We start from the raw sequence: 21393 nt of genomic DNA, 5'->3' as shown, positions 1-21393 counted from the left end.
GGGAGGGGTGAATGAACGCGACCACACAACGTCCGGTGGACCGCTGGTTCGCCAGCTATTCCGGCGACCACGTCAACGAGACCAACCAGCTGATCCACGTCTTCGCCGTGCCGGCGATCCTGTGGACCGTGGTGGCGCTGCTGTGGTGCATACCGGTGTTCGGCACGTGGGTGAAGTCCGGCATGTGGGCGGCGCTGGCGATGTTTGGCGCGTGGATGTACTACTACAAGCTGTCGCGCCCGCTGGGCTTCGGCATGCTGGCGATCTTCGTCGCGATGGCCTGGCTGACGCGCTGGCTGGAAGCGCTCCTCGGCCTGCAGAAACTGTTCTTCGTTGCGGTGGCGGTGTTCGTGATCGCGTGGATCGCGCAGTTCATCGGCCACAAGATCGAAGGCAAGAAGCCGAGCTTCCTCACCGACCTCACCTACCTGCTGATCGGCCCCGTGTGGGTGCTCAGCAAGTTCTACCGGAAGATGGGCTGGAAGTACTGAGCCGCCCGCGACCGACTCACCCCTGCCGCACCGCCCGTGCGTCCACGATGAAGGCGCGCGGCGCGTAGCCGAAATCACGCTGCGCAGGGGAGGCATCGAACACCAGGTCATCGCGCATGCGCGCGACCGCATCGTCGGTGAGTCCGCCCATCATGCCCGCCTTGCGGGCGAGCGCCAGCACCGACTTGAAGAGCGGTAGCGGCACCTCCCGCAGCCGCACCGGAGGCTGCAGCGCCAACAGCGTGCGCGCCACCATCTCGCGGTAGGCCAGGGTTTCGCCTCCCGGCAAGGCATACGCCTGCGCGAACGTCGCCGGCACATCGACCACGGCCAGTGCCGCCTCGGCCAGGTCGTCGACATGCACCGGTTGCCGCTTTCCTTCCGCACCACGCGGCAGCACGAAGAACCCCATGCGCCGCGCCATCGCTGCGATCCGCGCCAGGGTCTGGTCGCGGCCCGCGCCATAGACCAGCGTGGGCCGCAACAGGGTAGCCGCAGCACCATTCGCCGACGCCGCATCGAAGACCACGCGCTCGGCCGCCTGCAGGCGGGCCACGATGTCGCGCTCATGCGCATCCTGCGATGCCAGCTTCGTCTCAAGACTGGTGGATCCGAACGCGACCACGCGCGGCGTCGCGGCCAGCCCGCGCGCGTACCACTGCGCGAATCCGTCCAGCGGGCCTGTACTGAAGATCACGTCGACGGCCGGGGGCAGCCCCTCGATGCCGGCGAACTCGCCCTGCAGCCAGCGCACCGCCGACGATGACGGACGCGCCATGCGCGACACCGCGAAGACCTGCCATTCGGCAGGATCGAGCCGCGCCAGCAACGCGTCACCGATCTGTCCGCTGGCACCGAAGACGAGGGCCGTGCGCATGATGGGGTCAGGCGTCCGGCCTGGCGCCTTCGTCCACCGCATCGATCGGCTGCGGAGGTTCGCCGCCCGGCATCGGCGGACGCTCCGCCATGTGCAGCGACAGCGCGGCCTTGGCCATCAGGTGCGCACTGATGGGCGCGGTAATGAACAGGAACGCCGTGATCAGCAGCTCGCGCGGCTGGGGATCGGTGCCGCTCAGCGCGTGGTAACCGACCGAGGCGATCAGCATGCAGCCGACACCCAGCGTGCTGGCCTTGGTCGGCCCGTGCAGGCGCTTGAAGAACTCCGACAGCTTCAGCAGGCTGAAGGAACCGACGAGGATGAAGAAGCTGCCCACCGCCAGCAGCAGCACCAGCAGGATGGCGAAGACCCAGCTCATTCGACGATGTCCCGGCGCAGCACGTACTTGCTCAGCACCACCGTGCCGACGAAGCCCAGCATGGCGATGATCAGCGCGGCCTCGAAATAGACCGCAGTACCCAGGTACATGCCGAACAGCACCAGTTGCGCGATCGCGGACACGAACAGGGTGTCCAGCGCCAGGATGCGGTCGGGCACGCTGGGGCCGCGCACCAGCCGGACCAGCGCGAGCAGCATCGCCAGGCCGACCACGTGCATCGACGCGACGATGGCGTACATCACCAGGATCTGCGGGGTCATGGGAAGATCTCCATCAGCGGCGCCTCGTAGCGCGTCTTGATCTGGCGGATCACCTCGTCGGCATCGTCCAGGTTCAGCACGTGCACCAGCAGGTAGCGGCGGTCGTCCGACAGCGCCGACGACACCGTGCCGGGGGTCAGCGTGATGATGCTGGTCAGCGCGGCGATGCCGTGGATGTTGTCGATGTCCAGCGGTACCCAGATGAAGTCGGGGTGGATCTTCCGCTCCGGCCCGAGCACCTGCAGCGCCACGGTGACATTGGCCTGCACGATATCCAACGCCAGCACGCCCAGCATGCGGGGCACGCTGCGCAGGCGGCCGATGCGGGCGAACTCGCGGTCCAGCCGCGCCGCGAACGGCGGGATCAGCAGCGCCAGCAGCAGCGCCATCACGACATGTCCGGCGCTGACATCGTCGTTCAACAACAGCCAGAAGCAGAACACCGCCACGCTCAGCGGCAACGAAGGCAGCCAGCGCTTGCGCCATGTCGCCACCATGCTCAGGGCTCCCTCAGGATCGGCGCGGCGGCGCGCACGTGTTCGACGTAATCGCCGGGCGACTGCAGCTGTGCCGCGGTGGCGCGCGTGTAGTCCAGTACCGGCGCGGCGGCCAGCACCAGCGCCACGCCATAGGCGAGCAGCAGCACGATGGCCGAGGTCTCCAGTGGGCGCGACGGCGCCGACACCTGGTCCTGCTCGGGGACATAGGCTTCCAGCTTCCGCACGCCCGCATCGGGCCACGGCTCGACGCGCCAGAACAGTCGCGTACCCGCGCGGGCCAGTCCCACCAGCATCATGAAGCTCGTGCCGAGCACCAGCATCCAGATCCACAGCGTATGCGGCCCAACCGGCACCGCTTCCAGCAGCAGCAGCTTGCCGATGAAGCCGGACAGCGGCGGCAGGCCCGCCAGCGAGACCGCAGCGACCAGGAACAGCAGGCCGGGCACGGTCTTGTCCGGCAGCGCGGCGATCAGGTCCTTGCGGTCGCTCGCGCGGCCGCGACGCCGGCGGATCAGGTCGGCGAGCAGGAACAGCGCGGCACCGGCGAAGCTGCTGTGCACCAGGTAATACAAACCCGCGCCTACCGTGCCGGCGGTGTGCAGCGAGAACGCGACGAACAGCGTGGCCGCCGAACCCAGCACCAGATAGGCCGCCAGCGCACGCAGCCGGTTCGCCGCCAGCACGCCCAATGAGGCCAGCACCAGCGTCACCGCACCCAACGCCAGCAACGCCGGCCACGCGAAGCCGTCCAGCGGCCCCGACACGCCGAAGCTCAGCGTGCCCAGCCTCAGCACGGCATACAGGCCCACCTTGGTCATGATGGCGAAAAGTCCGGCGACCGCCGCGGGCGCGTGCGTGTAGGTCTCGGGCAACCAGAAGTACATCGGCAGCAATGCGGCTTTCGCGCAGAACACCACGAACAGCAGGCCGGCGGCCGCCTGTACCAGCGCCACGTCGCCCGGCGGCAACTGCGCGACGCGCACCGACAGTTCGGCCATGTTCAACGAGCCAAGCAGGCCGTACAGCAGGCCCAGCGCGATCAGGAACAGCGTCGATGCGGCGATGTTGAAAGTGACGTAGTGCAGGCCCGCGCGCATGCGTTCGCCGCGCCCGCCGCTGAGCATCAGGCCGTACGAGGAAATCAGCAGCACTTCGAAGAACACGAACAGGTTGAAAATGTCGCCGGTGAGGAACGCACCGTTGAGTCCCATCAGCTGGAACTGGAAAAACGCGTGGAAGTGCGGTGCGCGCCGGTCCCAGCCCGCGCACGCGTGCAGCAGGCAGGCGGCGGCGAGCAGCAGGCCGACCAGCAGCATCAGCGCCGACAGCCGGTCCACCATCAGCACGATGCCCAGCCGTGCCGGCCAGTCGCCGAGCAGGTAGACCGAAACCTCGCCGGACGCCGCCGACGCGACCAGCATGCAGACCACGGCCAGCATGGCGGCCACCGACGCCCAGGCGACGATGCGCTGCGGGACCATGCCGAAACGGCGGTGCTCGAAGAACAGCGCGATCGACGCGGCGAACAGCGGGATCAGGATCGGCAGCACGGGCAGGTGGTTCATGCGCGCGGCTCCGCTTCGTCCGTCCTGGCAGCGTCGCGCGCTTCCTCGTGCCGGCGCTGCTCGCTGGCCAGGAACTCGCGCTCGGCCTTGCGGCCGTCGACGTGGTCGCTGTCGTTGTCGCCACGGCTGCGGATCGACAGCACCACGGTCACCGCCGTCATCGCGAACGCGATCACGATGGCCGTCAGCACCAGCGCCTGCGGCAACGGATCGGTGTAGTTGGCCAGCGTGGGCGCCACGCCTTCGCGCAGCACGGCCGGCTTGCCGGGCGCCAGCCGCCCGCCCGCGAAGATCAGCAGGTTGGTGGCGTACGACAGCAACGTCAGCCCGAGGATGACGTCGAACGTGCGCGCCCGCAGCAGCAGGTACACCCCCGCCGCGGTCAGGATCGCGATCGCGCTCGCCATGGCCAGTTCCATTACGGCGTCTCCTCCATCAGCGCAGCTCCCCCGTGCGGGTCGAGCGTTCGCCCGGCTCCATCACGCCCAGGTGCGACACGCGCGTGCGCGAGGGCTTGATGGTGCCCATCATCGACAGGATCAGCATCGCGCCACCGAACACGACCAGGTAGACGCCGGTGTCGAAGCCGATGGCGCTGGCCAGCGGCACCGTGCCGATGATCGGCAGTTCCAGGTCCAGGTGGCCGCTGGTGAGGAACGGCACGCCGAAGCCCATCGACACCACGCCGCTCAGGCCGGCGACGAGCAGGCCCACGCCGATGCAGCGCACGTAGTCGAAGCCGAAACGCGATTCCACCGACGCCGCGCCCTGGATGACGTACTGCACCAGTAGCGGCACGGCCAGTACCAGACCCGCGATGAAGCCGCCGCCCGGCGCGTTGTGGCCGCGCAGGAACAGGAACACCGAGACGGTCAGCGTGAGCGGGAACATGATCTGCGCCAGGTCCGCCGGCACCGGCAGCGAGATCGGAGGGCCGGACATGACCTTCTCGGGCGCCATCCGCGCGCGGCGCAGCAACGCATGCACGATCAGTGCCGCGATGCCGAACACGGTGATCTCGCCGAAGGTGTCGAAGCCACGGAAGTCCACCAGGATCACGTTCACCACATTGCTGCCGTAAGCCTCCGGCAGCGAGCGCGCCAGCAGTTCGCCGCTGATGGTGTCGGCCGGGCGCGTCATCATCTGGTAGGCGAGCAAGCCGGCGCCCCCGCCCGCGACCAGCGCCACGGCGATGTCGCGCAGGCGGCGCTGCGGCGTGCGTTCCGGCGGCGAGCGTGGCGGCAGGTAGTGCAGGCCCAGCAGCAACAGGACCAGGCTGACCATTTCCACCATCAGCTGGGTCAGCGCCAGGTCGGGCGCGGACAGGAACACGAAGGTCAGGCTCACCACCAGTCCCGCGCCACCCAGCACGATGACGGCCAGCAGCCGCTGACGGTACAGGCGGATCGTCCAGACCGCGCACACCACCAGCACCAGCCAGAGCAGCCAGCCCAGCAGCGGCATCGGTTGCGGCGCGCGCCACTGCAATGGCGGGGCGTCGCCGGCGACGAAAGGCGCGGCGCCGGCGGCGAGCGCCGCCAGCACCAGGAACAGCAGGCTGCGCTGCAGGCTGCCATTGGCGATGCGGGTGGTGAAACGGCCGGCCAGCGCGTACAGCGCCTCCATGTTCCAGCGGAACAGGTGGCGCCCCAGCGAGCGGCGCACGATGGCGTGCAGGTCGAACAGCCGGCGCAGCCCGAAATACAGGAGCACGCCACCGGCGATGCCGGCCAGGCTCATCAGCAGCGGCGTGTTGATGCCGTGCCAGACGGACAGGCTGTACGCCGGCATGGCGTCTCCGAGGATCGCGCCGGCACCCGCATGCAGCACCGGCGCCACCGTCCACGCGGGGAACACGCCGACGGCCACGCACAGCACCACCAGCACTTCCACCGGGATCTTCATCCAGCGCGGCGGCTCATGCGGCACCACGTCGAGATCGCGCGGCCCCTGGCCGAAGAACGTCTCGTAGACGAAGCGCAGGCTGTAGGCCACGCCGAACATCCCGTACAGCAGCGCCGCCACCGTGATGGCGTTGCGCATGCCGCGGTGGCCGTCGATGTCCAGCGCCTCGGCGAAGAACATCTCCTTCGACAGGAAGCCGTTGAGCAGCGGGATACCGGCCATCGCCAGCGAGGCCACGATCGCCAGCGCACTGGTCATCGGTAGGTAGCGCCGCAGGTTGCCGAGCCGCCGCATGTCGCGGGTACCGGTCTCGTGGTCGATGATGCCCGCCGCCATGAACAGCGACGCCTTGAACGTGGCGTGGTTGAGGATGTGGAACACGCCGGCCACCACCGCCATCGGGGTGGAGATGCCGAACAGCAGCGTGATCAGGCCCAGGTGCGAGATGGTCGAATACGCCAGCAGGCCCTTCAGGTCGTGCTGGAAGATCGCGAACCAGGCACCCACCAGCAGCGTCATCGCGCCGACGCTGGTGACCACGTAGAAGAACAGGTCGGTGCCGGCCAGCGCCGGGTGCAACCGCGCCAGCAGGAACACGCCGGCCTTCACCATCGTCGCCGAGTGCAGGTAGGCCGAGACCGGGGTCGGCGCCGCCATCGCATGCGGCAGCCAGAAGTGCAGCGGGAACTGCGCGCTCTTGGTGAACACGCCCGCCAGCACCAGCGCCAGCGCCCACGGATACAGCGTGCTCGCGCGGATCAGGTCGCCCGACGCCAGCACCACGTCCAGGTCGTAGCTGCCGACGATGCGTCCGATCAGCAGCACGCCACCCAGCAGCGCCAGCCCGCCGGCACCCGTGATCGCCAGCGCCATGCGCGCGCCTTCGCGCGCGTCCTGCCGGTGCGACCAGAAGCCGATCAGCAGGAACGAGCTGATGCTGGTCAGTTCCCAGAACACCACCAGCAGCAACAGGTTGCCCGCCAGCACCACGCCCAGCATCGAACCCATGAACAGCAGCAGGCAGGCGAAGAAGCGCGGCGCGCTGTCCTTCTCGCTGAGGTAGTAGCGCGCGTACATCACCACCAGCGCACCGATCGCCAGCACCATGCCGGCGAACATCCACGCCAGCCCGTCCAGGCGCAGGGTGAACGACAATCCGATCTGCGGGATCCAGGCATGCTCGGCACGCACGTTCCAGCCCTGCAGCACGCTGGGCGTCATCCAGGCCAGAAGCACCAGCCCCAGCAGCGGTGCCAGGCCGGCCAGCCATGCGGTCGCCCCGCGCGGAAGACCGCGCGCCAGCGCCACCACCAGCGCGAGCACGAACGGCAGCGCCAGCAGGATTTCAAGAAAAGGGATCATCAACCGCCTTGCGTTGCAGGGAATGCGTCATTCGCGAGCAATCGCCCCGAGTTTAACAAACCCGTTCACACATGCCTGACCCACTGTTCAGGTCACGCGAGCAGGGCGATCTCCAGGATCACCCAGCCGACGAACGCGGCGAGCAGGATGCCGCCTTCCACGCGGCTGATGCGCAGGTCGCCGCGCAGCATCGGATACAGCACCAGCACGAAGGCGATGGCGGCAGGCAGTTCCAGCCGCACGAACGACTCCGGCAGCGCCAGCGGCCGGAACGCCGCCATGCCGCCCACCACCACCAGCAGGTTGAACAGGCTGGAACCGATCACGTGCCCGGCGACCATGTCGCCCTGGCCGCGGCGTGCGGCCATCGCAGCGGCGGCGACCTCGGGCAGCGCGGTGCCGATCGCCACCGGCAACAGGCCCGTCAGCAGCGGCGACAGGCCCCAATGCGCGCCGATCACCGGCGCACCCTGTACCACGAACCGCGCGCCGTAATAGAGCAGCGCTGTGGCCACGAGGAAGCGCAGCAGGTTCATCCACAAGACGGTGTGCGTGGCCGCGAACCCTTCGACCTCCACGCGGACCGTGGCGTCCTCGCGCGGTGCGCGCACCAGCAGGAATGCCAGCGCAGCCACGAAACCGATCAGCAGCGCCACGCCCTCGGTGCGGCTGATGACGCCATCCAGGCCGAACACGATCAGCGCCAGCGACGCCAGCGCAAGCAGCACCAGCAGCGGCGAGAGCACGCGCATCCGCACCACCAGCGGCGCGACCAGGGCGGCGACACCCAGCGTCAGTCCCAGGTTGACGATATTGCTGCCGACGGCATTGCCGAGCGCGAGATCCTGCGCCCCCACCCAGACCGCGCGGGCATTGACGGCGAGTTCCGGCAACGACGTGCCGAAGGCGATCAACAGCAGCCCCGCCACGAACGGAGAAGCGCCGACGCGCTGCGCGAGCCCGGATGCGCCCTTGACGATCGAATCGCCACCGAGCGCCAGCAACACCAGGCCCAGCACGAAATATCCCCAGGCTTCCGTCATCGCCGCCCCCTTGCCGTGTGGTGTGCCGCGATTCTATGCCCGCCCTCGACCGCAGGGCCAGTCGCCCCGCGGTCGCGGACGCGATGCCTCAGGAGCAGCCTTCCACGTAGTCGACCTGCGGCGACAGACCCACGCGCCAGGCGGTGACCTTGCCGTCGGCATCGGCCTCGAATACCAGCCGGGTCGGTGCCACGTCGCCCGCATCCATGGACAGGTACTGGCCGCCCTGCGTGTACTTGTGCGGTGTCGCCTTCAGCGCGCCGCCGTAGAGCTTCTGCAGTTCATCGACGCTCATGCCCACCTTGCCGCCACCGGGCGCGGTTTCCTTGTCGATGCCGACGTCGTAACGCACGAACTTGCCTTCTTCCATCATGAAAGCGAAGTCGGACGGACGGGTGATCCACTTCGGCCACAGGTAGTGGCACGTCGTGCCTTCCATCGGCGCACCATTGAGTTCGCCGCCCCACGCCGCACGCGCCTCGTCGACGGTGCTGCCCAGCTTCATGTCGCCATAGCCGAGGAAGCTCGCCTGGCTCACGGGTCCGGCGGGCGCGGCCGTGTCGTCGACGGCGGGCGCAGGAACGGCGGCTTCGGCCATCGGCGTGCTGGTCGCGGTCGTCTGCGGTTCGGCATCCGCCGGTGCGGGCGCTCCGTCGCGCTGGCAGGCGGACAACAGCGTGACGACCATCACGATCGGCAACATCGACTTCATTGGCTCTCTCCAGTGCACAAACCTGAATCCTAGCGTTTGCGCGTTAAGTCACCGCGATGAAGCGCTGTCATCCGCACTTCATCGCACGCCACTAGCCTGCGCGCGGCCACTCCTTTGCTGCGTCATGCGCCCTTCCAAGACCGACCTCGCCCGCCAGACCCTGCAGGCCCATACCGGCGCGCTCGGCATGCGTGAACGGCGCACGCTGATCCTGTGCGACGGGCGGCGCGACCTGGCGGAACTGGTCCATCTGCTGGGCGAGGATGCGCCGCTGCTGGTGCAGCGGCTGGTACGCGGCGGATATCTGGTCGATGCGGCGCGCCCGCAGTCGCCAACGCTTGCGGCGACGCGCCCGGGCATCCCTGTCGCTGTCTCTGCCGGACCGCGCCGCTCGCTGGTCGCGGCCAAGGTCTACCTGTCCGGCATGCTGGAACTGCAACGCGATGACGAGGCACGCCACCATCGCCAGCACCTGCAGGCGCGACTGGACGATGACGCGATGCTGGACGCGCTTGCCGACGCACTGCGCTTCCTCCAGGCGCGCATGGCCACGACGCTCGCCGCCCGCATCCGCGAACGCCTGCTGGAGGCGCTGCCGCAGGACGCGGCGCCTCGCTTGCAGCGCCTGCTGGACGCGCGTCTGGAAGCCGCCGAGCGCTGAGGCGACTCAGTCCGGGCGGACGAAGTGCTTGCGCAAGCCAGCCCAGCACGCCTGGTAGTCGCGCTGGCGATGCGGTGCCTCCGCGGCCTGCCGCGTCGGCCGGATCACCGCGCGCGTTTCGAACATGAAGGCCATCGTCCCGGTGATGACGTCAGGCCTGGACAGGTCCGCGCTCGATGCCTTCTCGAACGTCGCCGCATCCGGGCCATGACCCGTCATGGAGTTGTGCAGCGAGGCGCCGCCGGGTGCGAAGCCCTCCGCCTTGGCGTCGTACACGCCGTGGATCAGGCCCATGAACTCGCTGGCGATGTTGCGGTGGAACCATGGCGGTCGAAACGTGTCCTGCGCCACCAGCCAGCGCGGCGGGAAGATCACGAAATCCATGTTGCCCACGCCCGGCGTATCGCTGGGCGAGGTCAGCACCAGGAAGATCGATGGATCGGGATGGTCGAAGCTGATCGACCCGACAGTATTGAAGCGGCGCAGGTCGTAGCGGTACGGCGCGTAGTTGCCATGCCAGCCCACCACGTCCAGCGGCGAATGGCCGATGTCGGCGCGCCACAGGTGGCCCTGGAACTTGGCGATCAGTTCGAATTCGCCCTCGATGTCTTCGTACGCGGCCACCGGCGTTTCGAAATCGCGGGGATTGGCCAGGCCATTCGAACCGATCGGCCCCAGGTCCGGCAGCCGCAGCGCGGCGCCGAAATTCTCGCAGACGTAGCCGCGTGCTTCGCCCTCCGGCAGCTCGACCAGGAAACGCACGCCGCGCGGAATGACCGCGATCTGCTGCGGCTCGACCTCGATCACGCCGAATTCCGTGGCGATGCGCAGGCTGCCCTGCTGCGGCACGATCAGCAATTCGCCGTCGGCATCGTAGAAGTAGCGGCCCTGCATCGACCGGTTGGCCGCATACAGATGGATGCCGACGCCGTGCATCGCGTCGGGCGAGCCATTGCCGGCCATCGTGTACAGGCCATCGACGAAGTCGGTCGGTGTTTCCGGCATCGGCAGCGGCGACCAGCGCATCTGGTCCGGCGACACCGGTCCCGCGCTGAAGTCGCTGTGCAGCCGGTGCTGCGCGTAGGGCGCGAACGGCCCGTGCATCGCCGCCGGACGGATGCGATACAGCCAGCTGCGCCGGTTCTCCGCGCGCGGCGCGGTGAAGGCGGTGCCGCTCAGCTGCTCGGCGTACAGCCCATGCACCACGCGCTGCGGCGAGTTGCGCCCCTCCGGCAACGTACCGGGAATCGCCTCACTGGCGAAGTGGTTGCCGAAGCCGGTGTGGTATCTGTCGTGCATCTGGCTCATTCACTCATCTCGCTGCTTGAGCCCCTCTCCCTCAGGGAGAGGGGTTGGGGAGAGGGTCGGTCGCGACAGAAGGTTCCAGATCGCTTCGACCACGACATCCACCTGGTTCAGCACATCGTTGTTCCAGAATCTTGCAACCCGCCAACCTTGTGCTTCGAGATGGCGTGTCCTCCCCGCGTCCACAGGTTCGCCATGCTGCGAACCATCCAGTTCGATTACCACGCCAGCCTCCACACAGCAGAAGTCGACGATGTAGGGATGGAGCGCATGCTGCCGTCGGAACTTGTAGCCCTCCAGCCTGCCCGCACGGAGATGCTGCCACAACCTGCGCTCCGCATCCGTCATCTCCTTGCGCAATCGCCTTGCATTCGCCAATGTCCGCGTCGGTAGCGGTGGATTGACCATGCCGGACCTCCTGTCCGCCTGTGGTGGGACCGTCGTTGGTGCCGGATACGGATTCCGCCGCACCCTCACCCCAACCCCTCTCCCGGAGGGAGAGGGGCTCAAGGTGTCACAACACCCCACGCTTCATCTGGTCGCGCTCGATGCTCTCGAACAGCGCCTGGAAATTGCCTTCGCCGAAGCCTTCGTTGCCCTTGCGCTGGATGATTTCGAAGAAGATCGGGCCCAGCGCGTTCTGGGTGAAGATCTGCAGCAGCTTGCGCTGCTTCGTCTCCACGTCGGCGTCGATCAGGATCTTGTTGCGCGCCAGCCGCGCGACGTCTTCGCCATGGTTCGGAATGCGCTGGTCGATCACGTCGAAATACGTGTCCGGCGTATCGAGGAACGCCACGCCCGCCTCGCGCATCTTTTCAACGGTGGTGTAGATGTCGTCGGTGAAGCAGGCGATGTGCTGGATGCCCTCGCCCTTGTAGGCGTCGAGGTATTCGTTGATCTGGCTCTTCGGATCGCTCGACTCGTTGAGCGGGATGCGCACCATGCCGTCCGGCGCGGTCATCGCCTTCGACAGCAAGCCGGTCTTGGCGCCCTTGATGTCGAAGTAGCGGATCTCGCGGAAGTTGAACAGCCGCTCGTAGTAGTCCGCCCACTTGGCCATGTTGCCGTGGTAGAGGTTGTGGGTCAGGTGGTCGATGAAGGTCAGGCCGAAGCCCTTCGGCAGCAGCTCCACGCCCGGCAGGTACTCGTAGTCCGGATCATGGATCGTGCCCTGGTCGTCGTAGCGGTCGACGATGTAGAGCATGCAGTCGCCGATGCCCTTGATGACCGGCGCGGCGACGGCCTTGGTCAGCTCGTCGGCGGCGCCGAACGATTCCGCACCGTTCTTCAGTGCCTGCACACGCGCCCACTCGGCCAGCTTCTTCACCCGGATCGCGAAGCCGCAGGCGCTGGGGCCGTGCTCGGCGGCGAAGCGTGCGGCGAAGGAGTCCGGATCCTCGTTGATGAGGAAGGTGCAGTCGCCCTGGCGGTAGGTGCTGATGGCGCGCGTCTTGTGGCGCGCGACCTGCACGAAGCCGAGCTTGCGGAAATAGTCGTGCAGCTGGTGAGCCTGGCCCTGGGGCGCGGCGAACTCGACGAACTCGAACCCGTCGATGCCCATCGGATTGTCGAACGTGGTGGGCTGGATGCCAGAATTGGGTTGTGCAGTCATGGGGCGCCTCGCTAGGCTTGCCGGGATTTGACCCATTCTATAGTTTCAGCTGAAACCAACAACAAGTAGCAGCGCAGCATGAGCCAGCCAGACAGCCCCGCCATCCACGCCGATTTCGACCTCGACCGCCTGTTTTCCTACCGGTTGAGCGTGCTGTCCAACCGGATCAGCAGCGCGATTTCCCGCGAATACCACCGCCGGTTCGGCCTGGCCATCACCGAATGGCGGGTCATGGCGGTGCTGGGACGCTTCCCGGGCCTGTCGGCCGGCGAGGTCGCCAGCCGCACCGCGATGGACAAGGTGGCGGTCAGCCGGGCGGTGGCCCGCCTGCTGGAACGGGCGCTGATCCAGCGCGAGATCCACGGCGACGACCGTCGCCGCTCGGTGCTGGCGCTGACCGACGAGGGCTTCCGGGTCTACGACGAGGTCGCGCCGATGGTCATCGAGTACCACCAGCGCATGCTGGAGCCGCTGACCGATGAAGAGCGCGCGATGCTTGACCAGTTGATCGACAAGCTGGCCGGGGAAGGCGTCAAGCGCATCGAGGGTTGAGGCCTTCGCGGCCGGCAGATGAAAAACGGCGGCCGATGGCCGCCGTTTTTCATGGATCCCCTCCCCCGACTCAAGCACTCGAGGGCAGGCTCTTCGCGGGGATGACGCATCGGCAAAGGCGCGCCCGTGAGGCGCGTCACCTTCTACGAGAAACGGCGGCCGAAGCCGCCGTTTCCCTGGATCCCCGCCCCCGATTCATGCACTCGAGGGCAGGCTCTTCGCGGGGATGCATTGGCAAAGCCGTGCGCTATGCGCACGGGCCAATGCGTCACTTCACGCCGTGCATCAGGCGGTTGACCAGTGGTGCGATCAGGAACAGCAGCGCGCCCGAGCCGACCAGCGCCCAGAAGCCGAATGTGTAACCCGAATGCGCCGACTGCACGGTCATGCCGCCGGTACCGCTGACATGCCCGGCGAAGATGCCGGCCAGGTTGTTGCCGATCGCGATCGACAGGAACCAGCAACCCATCGCCATGCCGGCCAGGCGCGCCGGCGCCAGCTTGGTGGTCATCGACAGGCCGATCGGCGACAGGCACAGCTCGCCCACCGACTGGATGACGTAGACCATGAACAGTGTCCAGAACGGGATCTTGCCGTTGCCGTCGACCATGCTGTTCAACGCGATCATCAGCAGCAGGAACGCCAGGCCGTTGAAGATCAAGCCCAGGCCGAACTTGCGCGGGATCGACGGATTGTTCTTGCCCATCCGCACCCACATCCACGCCATGATCGGCGCCAGCGTGATGATGGCGATCGAGTTCACCGACTGGAACCACTCCAGCGGGAACACCCAGTCGCCGAAGTCGCGGTTGACGATCTGGTCGGCGAGGAAGGTGAACGAGCTGCCCGCCTGCTCGAAGAACATCCAGAACAGCACGTTGAACACGAAGATGATCAGCATCGCCACGACCATGTCGCGCGCGACCTTGCCGTTGCGGGCGCCTTCGACCAGCAGCATCACCGCCGGCACGACGAACAGCGCCATCAGGATCGCCTGCAGCGCGCTCGCGTCGATGGTCAGCAGGAAGTAGAACAGCGGGATGCCGACCACCAGGCCGAGCAGCGCGACCAGGCCGACGCGGCCCAGGCCCTCCTGTCCCGGTGCCGGCAGGCCGATGCCCTTGAGCTGGCCGCGACCCATCCAGAACCAGATCAGGCTGACGATCATGCCGATGCCGGCGGAAATGAACACCCACTGGTAATGCGGGTCTTCATTGGTGCCGAAGACCTTGCGCGCCAGCCAGCCGGTGATGACCGGGGCGATCATCGCGCCGATGTTGATGCCCATGTAGAAGATGGTGAAGCCGGCATCGCGGCGGGCATCGCCCTGGAAGTACAGCTTGCCGACCATCGTCGAAATGATCGGCTTGAACAGGCCGTTGCCGACGATGATCGTGGCCAGGCCCAGCTTGAACAGCGGCTCGGTCGGCGAGGCCAGCAGGAACAGGCCCAGCGCCATGAACACCGCGCCCAGCAGGATCGACCGCTGGAAACCGATCAGCTTGTCGGCCACGTAACCGCCGAAGATGGCGCCGGCGTAGACCAGCGCCAGGTAGGCGCCGTACATCTCGCTGGCCGGCTTCTGCCCCGAGGCGTCGCCACCGTGGAACTGGGACACGATGTACAGCACCATCGCCCAGCGGATGCCGTAGAACGCGAAGCGCTCCCAGAACTCCGACATGAAGAGCATCCACAGCGGACGCGGATGACCCAGGACCTGCTTGAACTCCGGTATCCGTTCCGGCGTTGGTGACTCGACGGCTCCGCTCATGCGGGCTCCCCCTAAAAAAGTAGTTCAGGATTTCGGTTTCCCCTGCAACCGCAGGAGACGGGCGAGGATTACCGACCGGCCCGGGCGCGTCAATCGGAGCCTGTGCACCGCCGCGGGGCCATCCTACCCTGTTCAGACGCGCAAGCCATTGCCGGGAAACGGTTTTCCCGGCAGTCCGGGCGCTCAGGCAGGTACGTAGTCGTAGCGCGCACCGATCCCCAGCGGGATGCCCAGGCCCCAGAACGCCAGCAGCAGCCCGGTCCACAGCACCGACAATGCGATCGAGTAGGGCAGCATGATCGACGCCAGCGTGCCGATGCCCGCCGACCGCACGTAGCGCTGGCAGAACACCACGATCAGCGGGAAGTACGGCATCAGCGGCGTGATGATCGTGGTCATCGAATCGCCGACGCGGTACGCGGCTTGCGTAAGGTCCGGCGACACGCCCAACTGCATCATCAACGGCACCATGATCGGCGCCAGCAGCGCCCACTTGGCCGAGGCCGAGCCGATGAACAGGTTGACGATGCCGGTCATCGCGATCAGGCCGATGATCGTCATCCACATCGGCAGGCCGAGCGACTTCAGCAGGTCCGCGCCTTCCACCGCCATCAGCGTGCCGAGTCCCGAACCGTTGAAGCCGGCCAGGAACTGCGCGATGAAGAACGCGATGACGATGTAGTACGCCATGCCGCCCATCGCCTTGGTCATCGCCGCGATGATGTCGCGATGCGTCTTCACCGTGCCGGCAACGTAGCCGTAGACCACGCCGGGGATCAGGAACAGGATGAAGATCAGCGCCACGATCGACTGCATCACCGGGGCCTGCGCGACCAGCAGCGCATTGCCGCCCGCCAGCACCGCAGGCGTGTCGGCCGGCGCGCGCCAGGGCGAGGTCGCCGGCAGCAGCGTCAGTGCGAACAGCCCCAGCGCGGCCAGCATCGCCAGCGTCGCCCACAGCAGGCCGCGGCGCTCGGCGGCGGTGAGCGGCTCCATCTTCGGCAGGTCCTTCGTGTCGCCATCCACCGCCGTCCGCGCCAGGCGCGGCTCGATGATGCGGTCGGTGACGAACCAGCCGATGGCGACGATCAGCGCGCTCGACACGGTGGTGAAGATCCAGTTGTTGAGCGGATTCACCACCAGCGCAGGGTCGAGGATGCGCCCGGCCTCCTGGGTGAAGCTGGCCAGCAGCGGATCGAGCGAGGACGGCACGAACAGCGTCGCCGAGAACCCGCCGGACACGCCGCAGAACGCCGCCGCGATGCCTGCCAGCGGATGCCGCCCCGCTGCGTAGAAGATCACGCCGCCCAGCGGGATCACCAGCACATAGCCGGCATCCACCGCGACATGGCTCAGCACCGCCACGGCCACCAGCGCCGGCGTCAGCAGCGACTTCGGCGTGACCGACAGCATCCGCCGCAACGCCGCGTTGATGTAGCCGGTGTGCTCGGCCACACCAAGGCCCAGCATCGCCGTGAGCACCACGCCGAGCGGCGCGAACGCCATGAAGACCTTGTACAGGTTCGCCATGAAGGCGGTCAGCGACTCGCCGGCCAGCAGGTTGACGATCCGGATAGGCTCGCCCGTGGTCGGATTGATCGCCTCGAATTCCACGCTCGACAGCAACCAGGACAGGACCCAGACCGACAGCATCAGCAGCAGGAACAGGGCGGCGGGATCGGGTAACCGGTTGCCGGTCCGTTCGACCAGGTCAAGCAGGCGGGTGGCGAGGCTGCGCGGGGCGTTCTCCGGACGGACGTCGGTCATCGTGCGGTCGTTTCCTGTCGTGGCGGTTCCCGCATGCTAACAGCGTGCGGCCGCCTGACGGCCCGACGACGACGATCGATCACGCCGGCGTCCATCGTCATCGCGATGCGACGGCGATGCGCGAACCTTCAGCGACCGGGGCCGATCGAGGTCCGTACGTCGAACAGTTCCGGGAAGAACGTCAGTTCCAGCGCCTGCCGCAGAAAGCCGACGCCGCTGGAACCGCCGGTGCCGCGCTTGAAGCCGATGATGCGCATCACCGTGCGCATGTGGCGGAAGCGCCACAGCTGGAACTGGCTTTCCAGGTCCACCAGGTCCTCGCACAGCGAGTACTCGCGCCAGTAGCGGTCGGTGTCTTCGTAGATCGCTTCGAACACCGGCAACAGCGCCGTATCCGCCGCATGCGTCTGCCGCCAGTCGCGTTGCACATGCTGCCCGGGGATCGCATGGCCCCAGCGCGCGAGGTACATCAGGAATTCGTCGTACAGGCTGGGCGCATCGAGCACCGCTTCCAGCCCGGCATGGCCTTCCGGATCGTGCTCGAACACCTTCAGCATCGCCGCGTTCTTGTTGCCCAGCAGGAACTCGATGGTGCGGTACTGCAGCGACTGGAAACCGGACGACGGCCCCAGCAGGTCGCGGAAGCCCATGTATTCGGACGGCGTCAGCGTTTCCAGTACCGACCACTGCTCGGTCAGCTGGCGCAGCACCTGCTTCGCGCGCGCCAGCACCTTGCGGCACTGCCAGACCTGGTCGCGTTGCAGGAACCCGATCGCGGCCCGCAGTTCGTGGATCATCAGCTTCATCCACAGCTCGGAGACTTGGTGCTGCACGATGAACAGCATCTCGTCGTGGTGCGGCGGATCCGACACCGGGTGCTGCGCCGACAGCAGGCGGTCCAGGTGCAGGTAGCCGCCATAGCTCAGGCGGCCCGACAGGTCGGTGTGGATGCCCGCTTCCAGCGGGCGCTCGTTCTTCTCTACGGCCATCCGTCGTTGCACCGGTGCGCCACCGGGCCGGCAGCGGGGGCGCCAGCGTAACCGATGGCGCCCCGATGTCCGCGCAAGGCGAACAAAATCCGGCACTTATGTCACGCCGATGAAATGCGTGTACCCCAGGCTTTGGTTACATTGCGTCAGCCGGGGGTGGCATCCGCCTCCGACGGGGGGCGGCATCCACACCACTGAGGGAGAGTCCGTTACATGGATATGCCACGGGGCCGCGTTGCGGCCGTGCTTGCGTCATTCGCCTTGCTGTTCGCCGCCTCGTCGGCGCAGGCACAGGTGGTCATCAGCCAGGTCTACGGCGGCGGCGGCAACAGCGGCGCCACGCTGAAGCAAGACTTCATCGAACTGCGCAACAACGGACCCACTGCGGTCGACCTGACCGGCTGGAGCGTGCAGTACACCTCGTCGACCGGCGCCACCTGGACCAACCGCACCGCCCTCAGCGGCAGCATCCCGGCCGGCGGCTTCTACCTGGTGCAGCAGGCGCAGGGCGCCGGCGGTACGCTGGACCTGCCGACGCCGGATGCGACCGGCACCATCGCGATGGCTGCAGGCGCGGGCAAGGTCGCGCTCAGCCGCAGCACCGCCGCACTGGCCGGCGCCTGCCCGCTCACCGATGCCAACGTGGTCGACTTCGTCGGCTTCGGCAGCGCGGCCAACTGTTTCGAAGGCAGCGCACCCACCGGCACGCTCGGCAACACCACCGCTGCGTTGCGGGGCGGCGACGGCAGCATCGACACCGACAATAACGGTGCCGACTTCGCGGTCGGTGCGCCGAACCCGCGCAACAGCGGCGCCGCGCCGCCGGAACCGCCGGATCCGCCGGTGGCCCTGACCATCGCGCAGATCCAGGGCAGCGGCCTGCTGTCGCCGTACAACGGCAAGCGCGTGGTGACCGAAGGCATCGTCACCGCCATCAAGTTCAACAACGGCTTCTTCCTGCAGGCCGCCAACGATGACGGCGACCCGGCCACGTCCGACGCCGTGTTCGTGTTCACCAGCAGCGCGCCGCCGGCCACCGCCGCCGTCGGCAACCGCGTGCGCGTGACCGGCACGGTCGAGGAATACACGCCGTCCGCCAACCCGCACCAACTGGCGATCACCGAGATCGTCACCCCGTCGGTCGAGATGCTGGAGACCGGCGTCTCCCTGCCTGCCGCGATCGAACTGACCGCTGCCGAGCTGGGTCCCGACGCCCTTCCCGGCACGCTGGAGCGGTTCGAAGGCATGCGTGTCAGCGTGGCGCAAGCGGTAGCCATCGCGCCGTCCGGCGGCAGCCTCAGCGAAGCCAATGCCACGTCCAGCAGCGACGGCGTGTTCCATGTGGTCCTGCCCGGCGTCGCGCGTCCGTTCCGCGAAGCCGGCATCGCCGTGATGGACGCCATCAGCCTGCCCGCCGGCAAGAATCCGCCGCGCTTCGACACCAACCAGGAACGCCTGATGGTGCGCAGCCGCGGCCAGGTCGGCGCGGTCCCGCTGTCGGTCGATACCGGCGCGGCTGTCGCCGGGCTGATCGGCGTGCTCGACTATTTCGCCGGCACGTGGGCGCTGCTGCCCGACACGGCCACACCGCCGACCGTTACCGGCGGTCGCCTGCCGGAAGCCGTGAACGACGCCAGCTACGACGAAGTCACCATCGGCAGCTTCAACCTGCTGCGCCTGTTCGACGAGGTCAACGACAGCAACGGCGCGGTGACGCTGACGCCGGCCGCGCTGGACAAACGCCTGTCCAAGGCGGCGCTGGCGATCTGCGACTACCTGAAGGCCCCGGACATCGTGGGCGCGGTGGAAGTGGAGAACCTGCGCGTGCTGCAGCTGCTGTCCGAGCGCATCGACGCCACCTGCGCCGCGCGCCCGGGCTACGTGCCGTACCTGCAGCCGGGCAACGACGTCGGCGGCATCAATGTCGGCTTCCTGGTGAGTTCTCGCCAGATCGCCGGCGGTGCGGCCCGCGTCGAAGTGCTGGACGTCGCGCAGTTCGGCAAGGAAACCACCATCATCAACCCGAACGGCACCACCAGCCTGCTCAACGACCGTCCACCGCTGCGCCTGCGCGCCCGCGTGCACCAGGACGCGGCCTCGAGCTATCCGCTGACGGTGATCGTCAACCACCTGCGTTCGCTCAACGACATCAACGACACCCTGCCGGGCAGCAGCGGCTGGGCGACCGGCGGCGAACGTGTCCGCGTCAAGCGCGGTGCGCAGGCGGTGTATCTGGCCGGCCTGGTGGAACAGATGCAGCAGGCGAACCCGGACGAGAAGATCGTGCTGGTCGGCGACTTCAACGCGTTCGAGTTCAACGACGGCTACGTCGACGTGCTCGGCATCATCAAGGGCGAGGCGGCGCCGGAAGACCAGGTGCTGACGTACATGGCCAGCCCGCTGACCACGCCGCTGGTGGACGGGTCACAGCTGATCGCCGACCCGGCGCAGCGCTACTCGTACACGTTCGAGGGCAATGCGCAGACGCTGGACCACGTGCTGGTCAACGAGTCGCTGGTGATGGACGCCGCGCTGCGCGTGGACCATCCGCGCATCAATGCGGACTTCGGCGTGGACAACTTCGGTGACGCCACGCTGGCGGTGCGATCGTCCGACCACGATCCGGTGCGCCTGAGCATCCGCGTGCCGTCGTTCGCCCGCGCCGACCTGTCGGCGACGGTGTCGGCCGACCGCGCCACCGCCAACGTCGGCGAGACCGTGCGCTACACGGCTACCGTGCGCAACGCCGGCCCCGGTGCGGCGTCGCCGGCCGCAGTCGCCTTCGTGTTCTCGGCCGGACTGTCGCCGTCGCTGGCCACGCTGCCCGCCGGCTGGAGCTGCGCCGCCGCGGAAGTCACCGGTGGTACCACGCGCGTCGCCTGCACCGTGCCGTCGCTGGCCGTGGGTGCCAACGCGACGTTCGTGCTCGACGCGGTCGTTCCCGCCAGTGCCTCCGGCACCACGCTGGGCCTGGGCGTGTCGGCCAACTCCACCGTGCTCGACCCGGCGAACGGCGACAACACCGCTGCCGCCAGCGTGGTCATCGCTGCCCTGCCGACCCGCAAGGCCGACCTGTCGGTGAAGCTGGCCGGCGGTGCGCTGCCGCTGCTGCGCAACACCATCGCCACCCTGCTGGTGCCGGTGCGCAACGCCGGTCCGGACACCGCCGAGCAGGTCAAGGTGGTGCTGTCGAGCAACGTGGATGCCCGCTACGCCGCGGTCGCCGCGCCGAGCGGCTGGTCGTGCACGCGCGTGCAGGACACGGCGGACGGCTCCAAGGCCGAATGCACGCGCCGTGGCGCCATGGCCAAGGGCGTGCAGACGCTGGCCTTCGCGATGATCGTGCCCGGCAAGCCGAAGCGCGGGACGTCCTTCGAGTTCGAAGCCACCGTGAGCAGCGACACGCCGGATCCGAACCAGGCCAACAACCACGACACGCTGGTCCAGCGCATCCGCTGAACTTTCGCGGGATCGTGGGGTCGACAGGGGCGCGGGCAACCGCGCCCCTTGTCGTTTGCGCAGCACGCGATGCGCATCACGTCCGGCCCACGCCATCCGCAGGCGGACTGACACCGAACGACAGCGGGCCAAGCTGCTGCTTCCGAACCGGTTTCCCGTGTC

At 67.7% G+C, this 21393-nt stretch carries 19 protein-coding genes; 4 read left to right on the top strand and 15 right to left on the bottom strand.

The annotated features are described in order from the left end of the window. The first annotated feature begins 11 nt into the window (after positions 1-11). A complete protein-coding gene (locus V7060_RS11145; protein WP_334179301.1) occupies positions 12-491 on the top strand; it encodes an Mpo1-like protein in 480 nt (159 codons plus the stop codon). Positions 492-507: 16 nt separating this feature from the next. On the opposite strand, the gene V7060_RS11140 is transcribed toward V7060_RS11145, so the two are convergent. From V7060_RS11140 to V7060_RS11100, 9 genes are all read right to left on the bottom strand, one after another. Continuing rightward, positions 508-1368 (bottom strand): NAD-dependent epimerase/dehydratase family protein, encoded by an 861-nt coding sequence (locus tag V7060_RS11140; RefSeq protein WP_334179300.1) that lies wholly within the window; start codon positions 1366-1368, stop codon positions 508-510. A 7-nt stretch (positions 1369-1375) separates the two neighbouring features. Then, positions 1376-1747, bottom strand: a complete 372-nt coding sequence (locus V7060_RS11135; RefSeq protein ID WP_334179299.1) for a Na+/H+ antiporter subunit G — start codon at positions 1745-1747, stop codon at positions 1376-1378. Further along, on the bottom strand, positions 1744-2028 hold the full coding sequence (locus V7060_RS11130; protein ID WP_334179298.1) for a K+/H+ antiporter subunit F: 285 nt from the start codon (positions 2026-2028) through the stop codon (positions 1744-1746). Before V7060_RS11130 ends, V7060_RS11135 begins: the two co-directional genes overlap by 4 nt. Continuing rightward, positions 2025-2525: a Na+/H+ antiporter subunit E gene (locus V7060_RS11125; protein WP_334179297.1), complete on the bottom strand. Its 501-nt coding sequence runs from the start codon at positions 2523-2525 to the stop codon at positions 2025-2027. Before V7060_RS11125 ends, V7060_RS11130 begins: the two co-directional genes overlap by 4 nt. Positions 2526-2527: 2 nt before the next feature. Next, complete coding sequence (locus V7060_RS11120; protein ID WP_334179296.1) at positions 2528-4093, bottom strand: monovalent cation/H+ antiporter subunit D; 1566 nt, start codon at positions 4091-4093, stop codon at positions 2528-2530. Further along, positions 4090-4512, bottom strand: coding sequence for a Na+/H+ antiporter subunit C (locus V7060_RS11115; RefSeq protein ID WP_334179295.1), 423 nt, complete (start codon positions 4510-4512; stop codon positions 4090-4092). Before V7060_RS11115 ends, V7060_RS11120 begins: the two co-directional genes overlap by 4 nt. A gap of 16 nt (positions 4513-4528) precedes the next feature. Continuing rightward, entirely contained in the window at positions 4529-7360 is a 2832-nt protein-coding gene (locus tag V7060_RS11110; protein ID WP_334179294.1) for a monovalent cation/H+ antiporter subunit A, read from the bottom strand. Between the two features lie 92 nt (positions 7361-7452). Then, positions 7453-8403: a calcium/sodium antiporter gene (locus V7060_RS11105; protein WP_334179293.1), complete on the bottom strand. Its 951-nt coding sequence runs from the start codon at positions 8401-8403 to the stop codon at positions 7453-7455. 88 nt (positions 8404-8491) lie between these two features. After that, positions 8492-9115 (bottom strand): lectin, encoded by a 624-nt coding sequence (locus V7060_RS11100; protein ID WP_334179292.1) that lies wholly within the window; start codon positions 9113-9115, stop codon positions 8492-8494. A gap of 124 nt (positions 9116-9239) precedes the next feature. On the opposite strand from V7060_RS11100, the gene V7060_RS11095 reads away from it, so the two are divergent. Beyond that, positions 9240-9776 carry a hypothetical protein gene (locus V7060_RS11095; protein ID WP_334179291.1) on the top strand — a complete coding sequence of 179 codons (537 nt, stop codon included), beginning with the start codon at positions 9240-9242 and terminating at the stop codon, positions 9774-9776. A gap of 6 nt (positions 9777-9782) precedes the next feature. Here V7060_RS11095 and hmgA read toward each other — a convergent pair whose 3' ends face one another. From hmgA to hppD, 3 genes are all read right to left on the bottom strand, one after another. Beyond that, the gene (gene hmgA / locus V7060_RS11090) at positions 9783-11075 is read right to left on the bottom strand and encodes a homogentisate 1,2-dioxygenase (protein WP_334179345.1); all 1293 of its coding nucleotides are present in this window, start codon (positions 11073-11075) and stop codon (positions 9783-9785) included. Between the two features lie 9 nt (positions 11076-11084). Continuing rightward, on the bottom strand, positions 11085-11489 hold the full coding sequence (locus V7060_RS11085; protein WP_334179290.1) for a DUF559 domain-containing protein: 405 nt from the start codon (positions 11487-11489) through the stop codon (positions 11085-11087). A gap of 106 nt (positions 11490-11595) precedes the next feature. Beyond that, positions 11596-12693: a 4-hydroxyphenylpyruvate dioxygenase gene (gene hppD, locus V7060_RS11080; protein ID WP_334179289.1), complete on the bottom strand. Its 1098-nt coding sequence runs from the start codon at positions 12691-12693 to the stop codon at positions 11596-11598. 78 nt (positions 12694-12771) lie between these two features. Between hppD and V7060_RS11075 the strand changes: the two genes are divergently transcribed. Further along, entirely contained in the window at positions 12772-13245 is a 474-nt protein-coding gene (locus tag V7060_RS11075) for a MarR family transcriptional regulator (RefSeq protein WP_334179288.1), read from the top strand. Between the two features lie 268 nt (positions 13246-13513). On the opposite strand, the gene V7060_RS11070 is transcribed toward V7060_RS11075, so the two are convergent. The 3 genes from V7060_RS11070 to V7060_RS11060 form a co-directional block, all read right to left on the bottom strand. Beyond that, positions 13514-15016, bottom strand: coding sequence for an oligopeptide:H+ symporter (locus V7060_RS11070; protein ID WP_334179287.1), 1503 nt, complete (start codon positions 15014-15016; stop codon positions 13514-13516). 183 nt (positions 15017-15199) lie between these two features. Then, positions 15200-16783 carry an AbgT family transporter gene (locus V7060_RS11065; RefSeq protein WP_334179286.1) on the bottom strand — a complete coding sequence of 528 codons (1584 nt, stop codon included), beginning with the start codon at positions 16781-16783 and terminating at the stop codon, positions 15200-15202. A 128-nt stretch (positions 16784-16911) separates the two neighbouring features. Next, positions 16912-17772 carry a tryptophan 2,3-dioxygenase family protein gene (locus tag V7060_RS11060; protein ID WP_334179285.1) on the bottom strand — a complete coding sequence of 287 codons (861 nt, stop codon included), beginning with the start codon at positions 17770-17772 and terminating at the stop codon, positions 16912-16914. Positions 17773-17985: 213 nt separating this feature from the next. Between V7060_RS11060 and V7060_RS11055 the strand changes: the two genes are divergently transcribed. Further along, positions 17986-21231, top strand: a complete 3246-nt coding sequence (locus V7060_RS11055) for a lamin tail domain-containing protein (protein WP_334179284.1) — start codon at positions 17986-17988, stop codon at positions 21229-21231. The last annotated feature ends 162 nt before the right edge of the window (positions 21232-21393 follow it).

Origin of the sequence: Pseudoxanthomonas sp. (assembly GCF_036845285.1) — a bacterium.
In the GTDB taxonomy this organism is placed as follows: domain Bacteria; phylum Pseudomonadota; class Gammaproteobacteria; order Xanthomonadales; family Xanthomonadaceae; genus Pseudoxanthomonas_A.
This window is presented reverse-complemented; position numbering and strand designations above follow the sequence as displayed.

Coding starts and splice junctions, on each gene's coding strand:
- V7060_RS11100 (WP_334179292.1), bottom strand. CDS start 9,115: ATGAAGTCGATGTTGCCGATCGTGATGGTCGTCACGCTGTTGTCCGCC.
- V7060_RS11065 (WP_334179286.1), bottom strand. CDS start 16,783: ATGACCGACGTCCGTCCGGAGAACGCCCCGCGCAGCCTCGCCACCCGC.
- V7060_RS11085 (WP_334179290.1), bottom strand. CDS start 11,489: ATGGTCAATCCACCGCTACCGACGCGGACATTGGCGAATGCAAGGCGA.
- V7060_RS11130 (WP_334179298.1), bottom strand. CDS start 2,028: ATGACCCCGCAGATCCTGGTGATGTACGCCATCGTCGCGTCGATGCAC.
- V7060_RS11095 (WP_334179291.1), top strand. CDS start 9,240: ATGCGCCCTTCCAAGACCGACCTCGCCCGCCAGACCCTGCAGGCCCAT.
- V7060_RS11125 (WP_334179297.1), bottom strand. CDS start 2,525: ATGGTGGCGACATGGCGCAAGCGCTGGCTGCCTTCGTTGCCGCTGAGC.
- V7060_RS11075 (WP_334179288.1), top strand. CDS start 12,772: ATGAGCCAGCCAGACAGCCCCGCCATCCACGCCGATTTCGACCTCGAC.
- hppD (WP_334179289.1), bottom strand. CDS start 12,693: ATGACTGCACAACCCAATTCTGGCATCCAGCCCACCACGTTCGACAAT.
- V7060_RS11060 (WP_334179285.1), bottom strand. CDS start 17,772: ATGGCCGTAGAGAAGAACGAGCGCCCGCTGGAAGCGGGCATCCACACC.
- V7060_RS11055 (WP_334179284.1), top strand. CDS start 17,986: ATGGATATGCCACGGGGCCGCGTTGCGGCCGTGCTTGCGTCATTCGCC.
- V7060_RS11105 (WP_334179293.1), bottom strand. CDS start 8,403: ATGACGGAAGCCTGGGGATATTTCGTGCTGGGCCTGGTGTTGCTGGCG.
- V7060_RS11120 (WP_334179296.1), bottom strand. CDS start 4,093: ATGAACCACCTGCCCGTGCTGCCGATCCTGATCCCGCTGTTCGCCGCG.
- V7060_RS11135 (WP_334179299.1), bottom strand. CDS start 1,747: ATGAGCTGGGTCTTCGCCATCCTGCTGGTGCTGCTGCTGGCGGTGGGC.
- V7060_RS11115 (WP_334179295.1), bottom strand. CDS start 4,512: ATGGAACTGGCCATGGCGAGCGCGATCGCGATCCTGACCGCGGCGGGG.
- hmgA (WP_334179345.1), bottom strand. CDS start 11,075: ATGCACGACAGATACCACACCGGCTTCGGCAACCACTTCGCCAGTGAG.
- V7060_RS11145 (WP_334179301.1), top strand. CDS start 12: ATGAACGCGACCACACAACGTCCGGTGGACCGCTGGTTCGCCAGCTAT.
- V7060_RS11110 (WP_334179294.1), bottom strand. CDS start 7,360: ATGATCCCTTTTCTTGAAATCCTGCTGGCGCTGCCGTTCGTGCTCGCG.
- V7060_RS11070 (WP_334179287.1), bottom strand. CDS start 15,016: ATGAGCGGAGCCGTCGAGTCACCAACGCCGGAACGGATACCGGAGTTC.
- V7060_RS11140 (WP_334179300.1), bottom strand. CDS start 1,368: ATGCGCACGGCCCTCGTCTTCGGTGCCAGCGGACAGATCGGTGACGCG.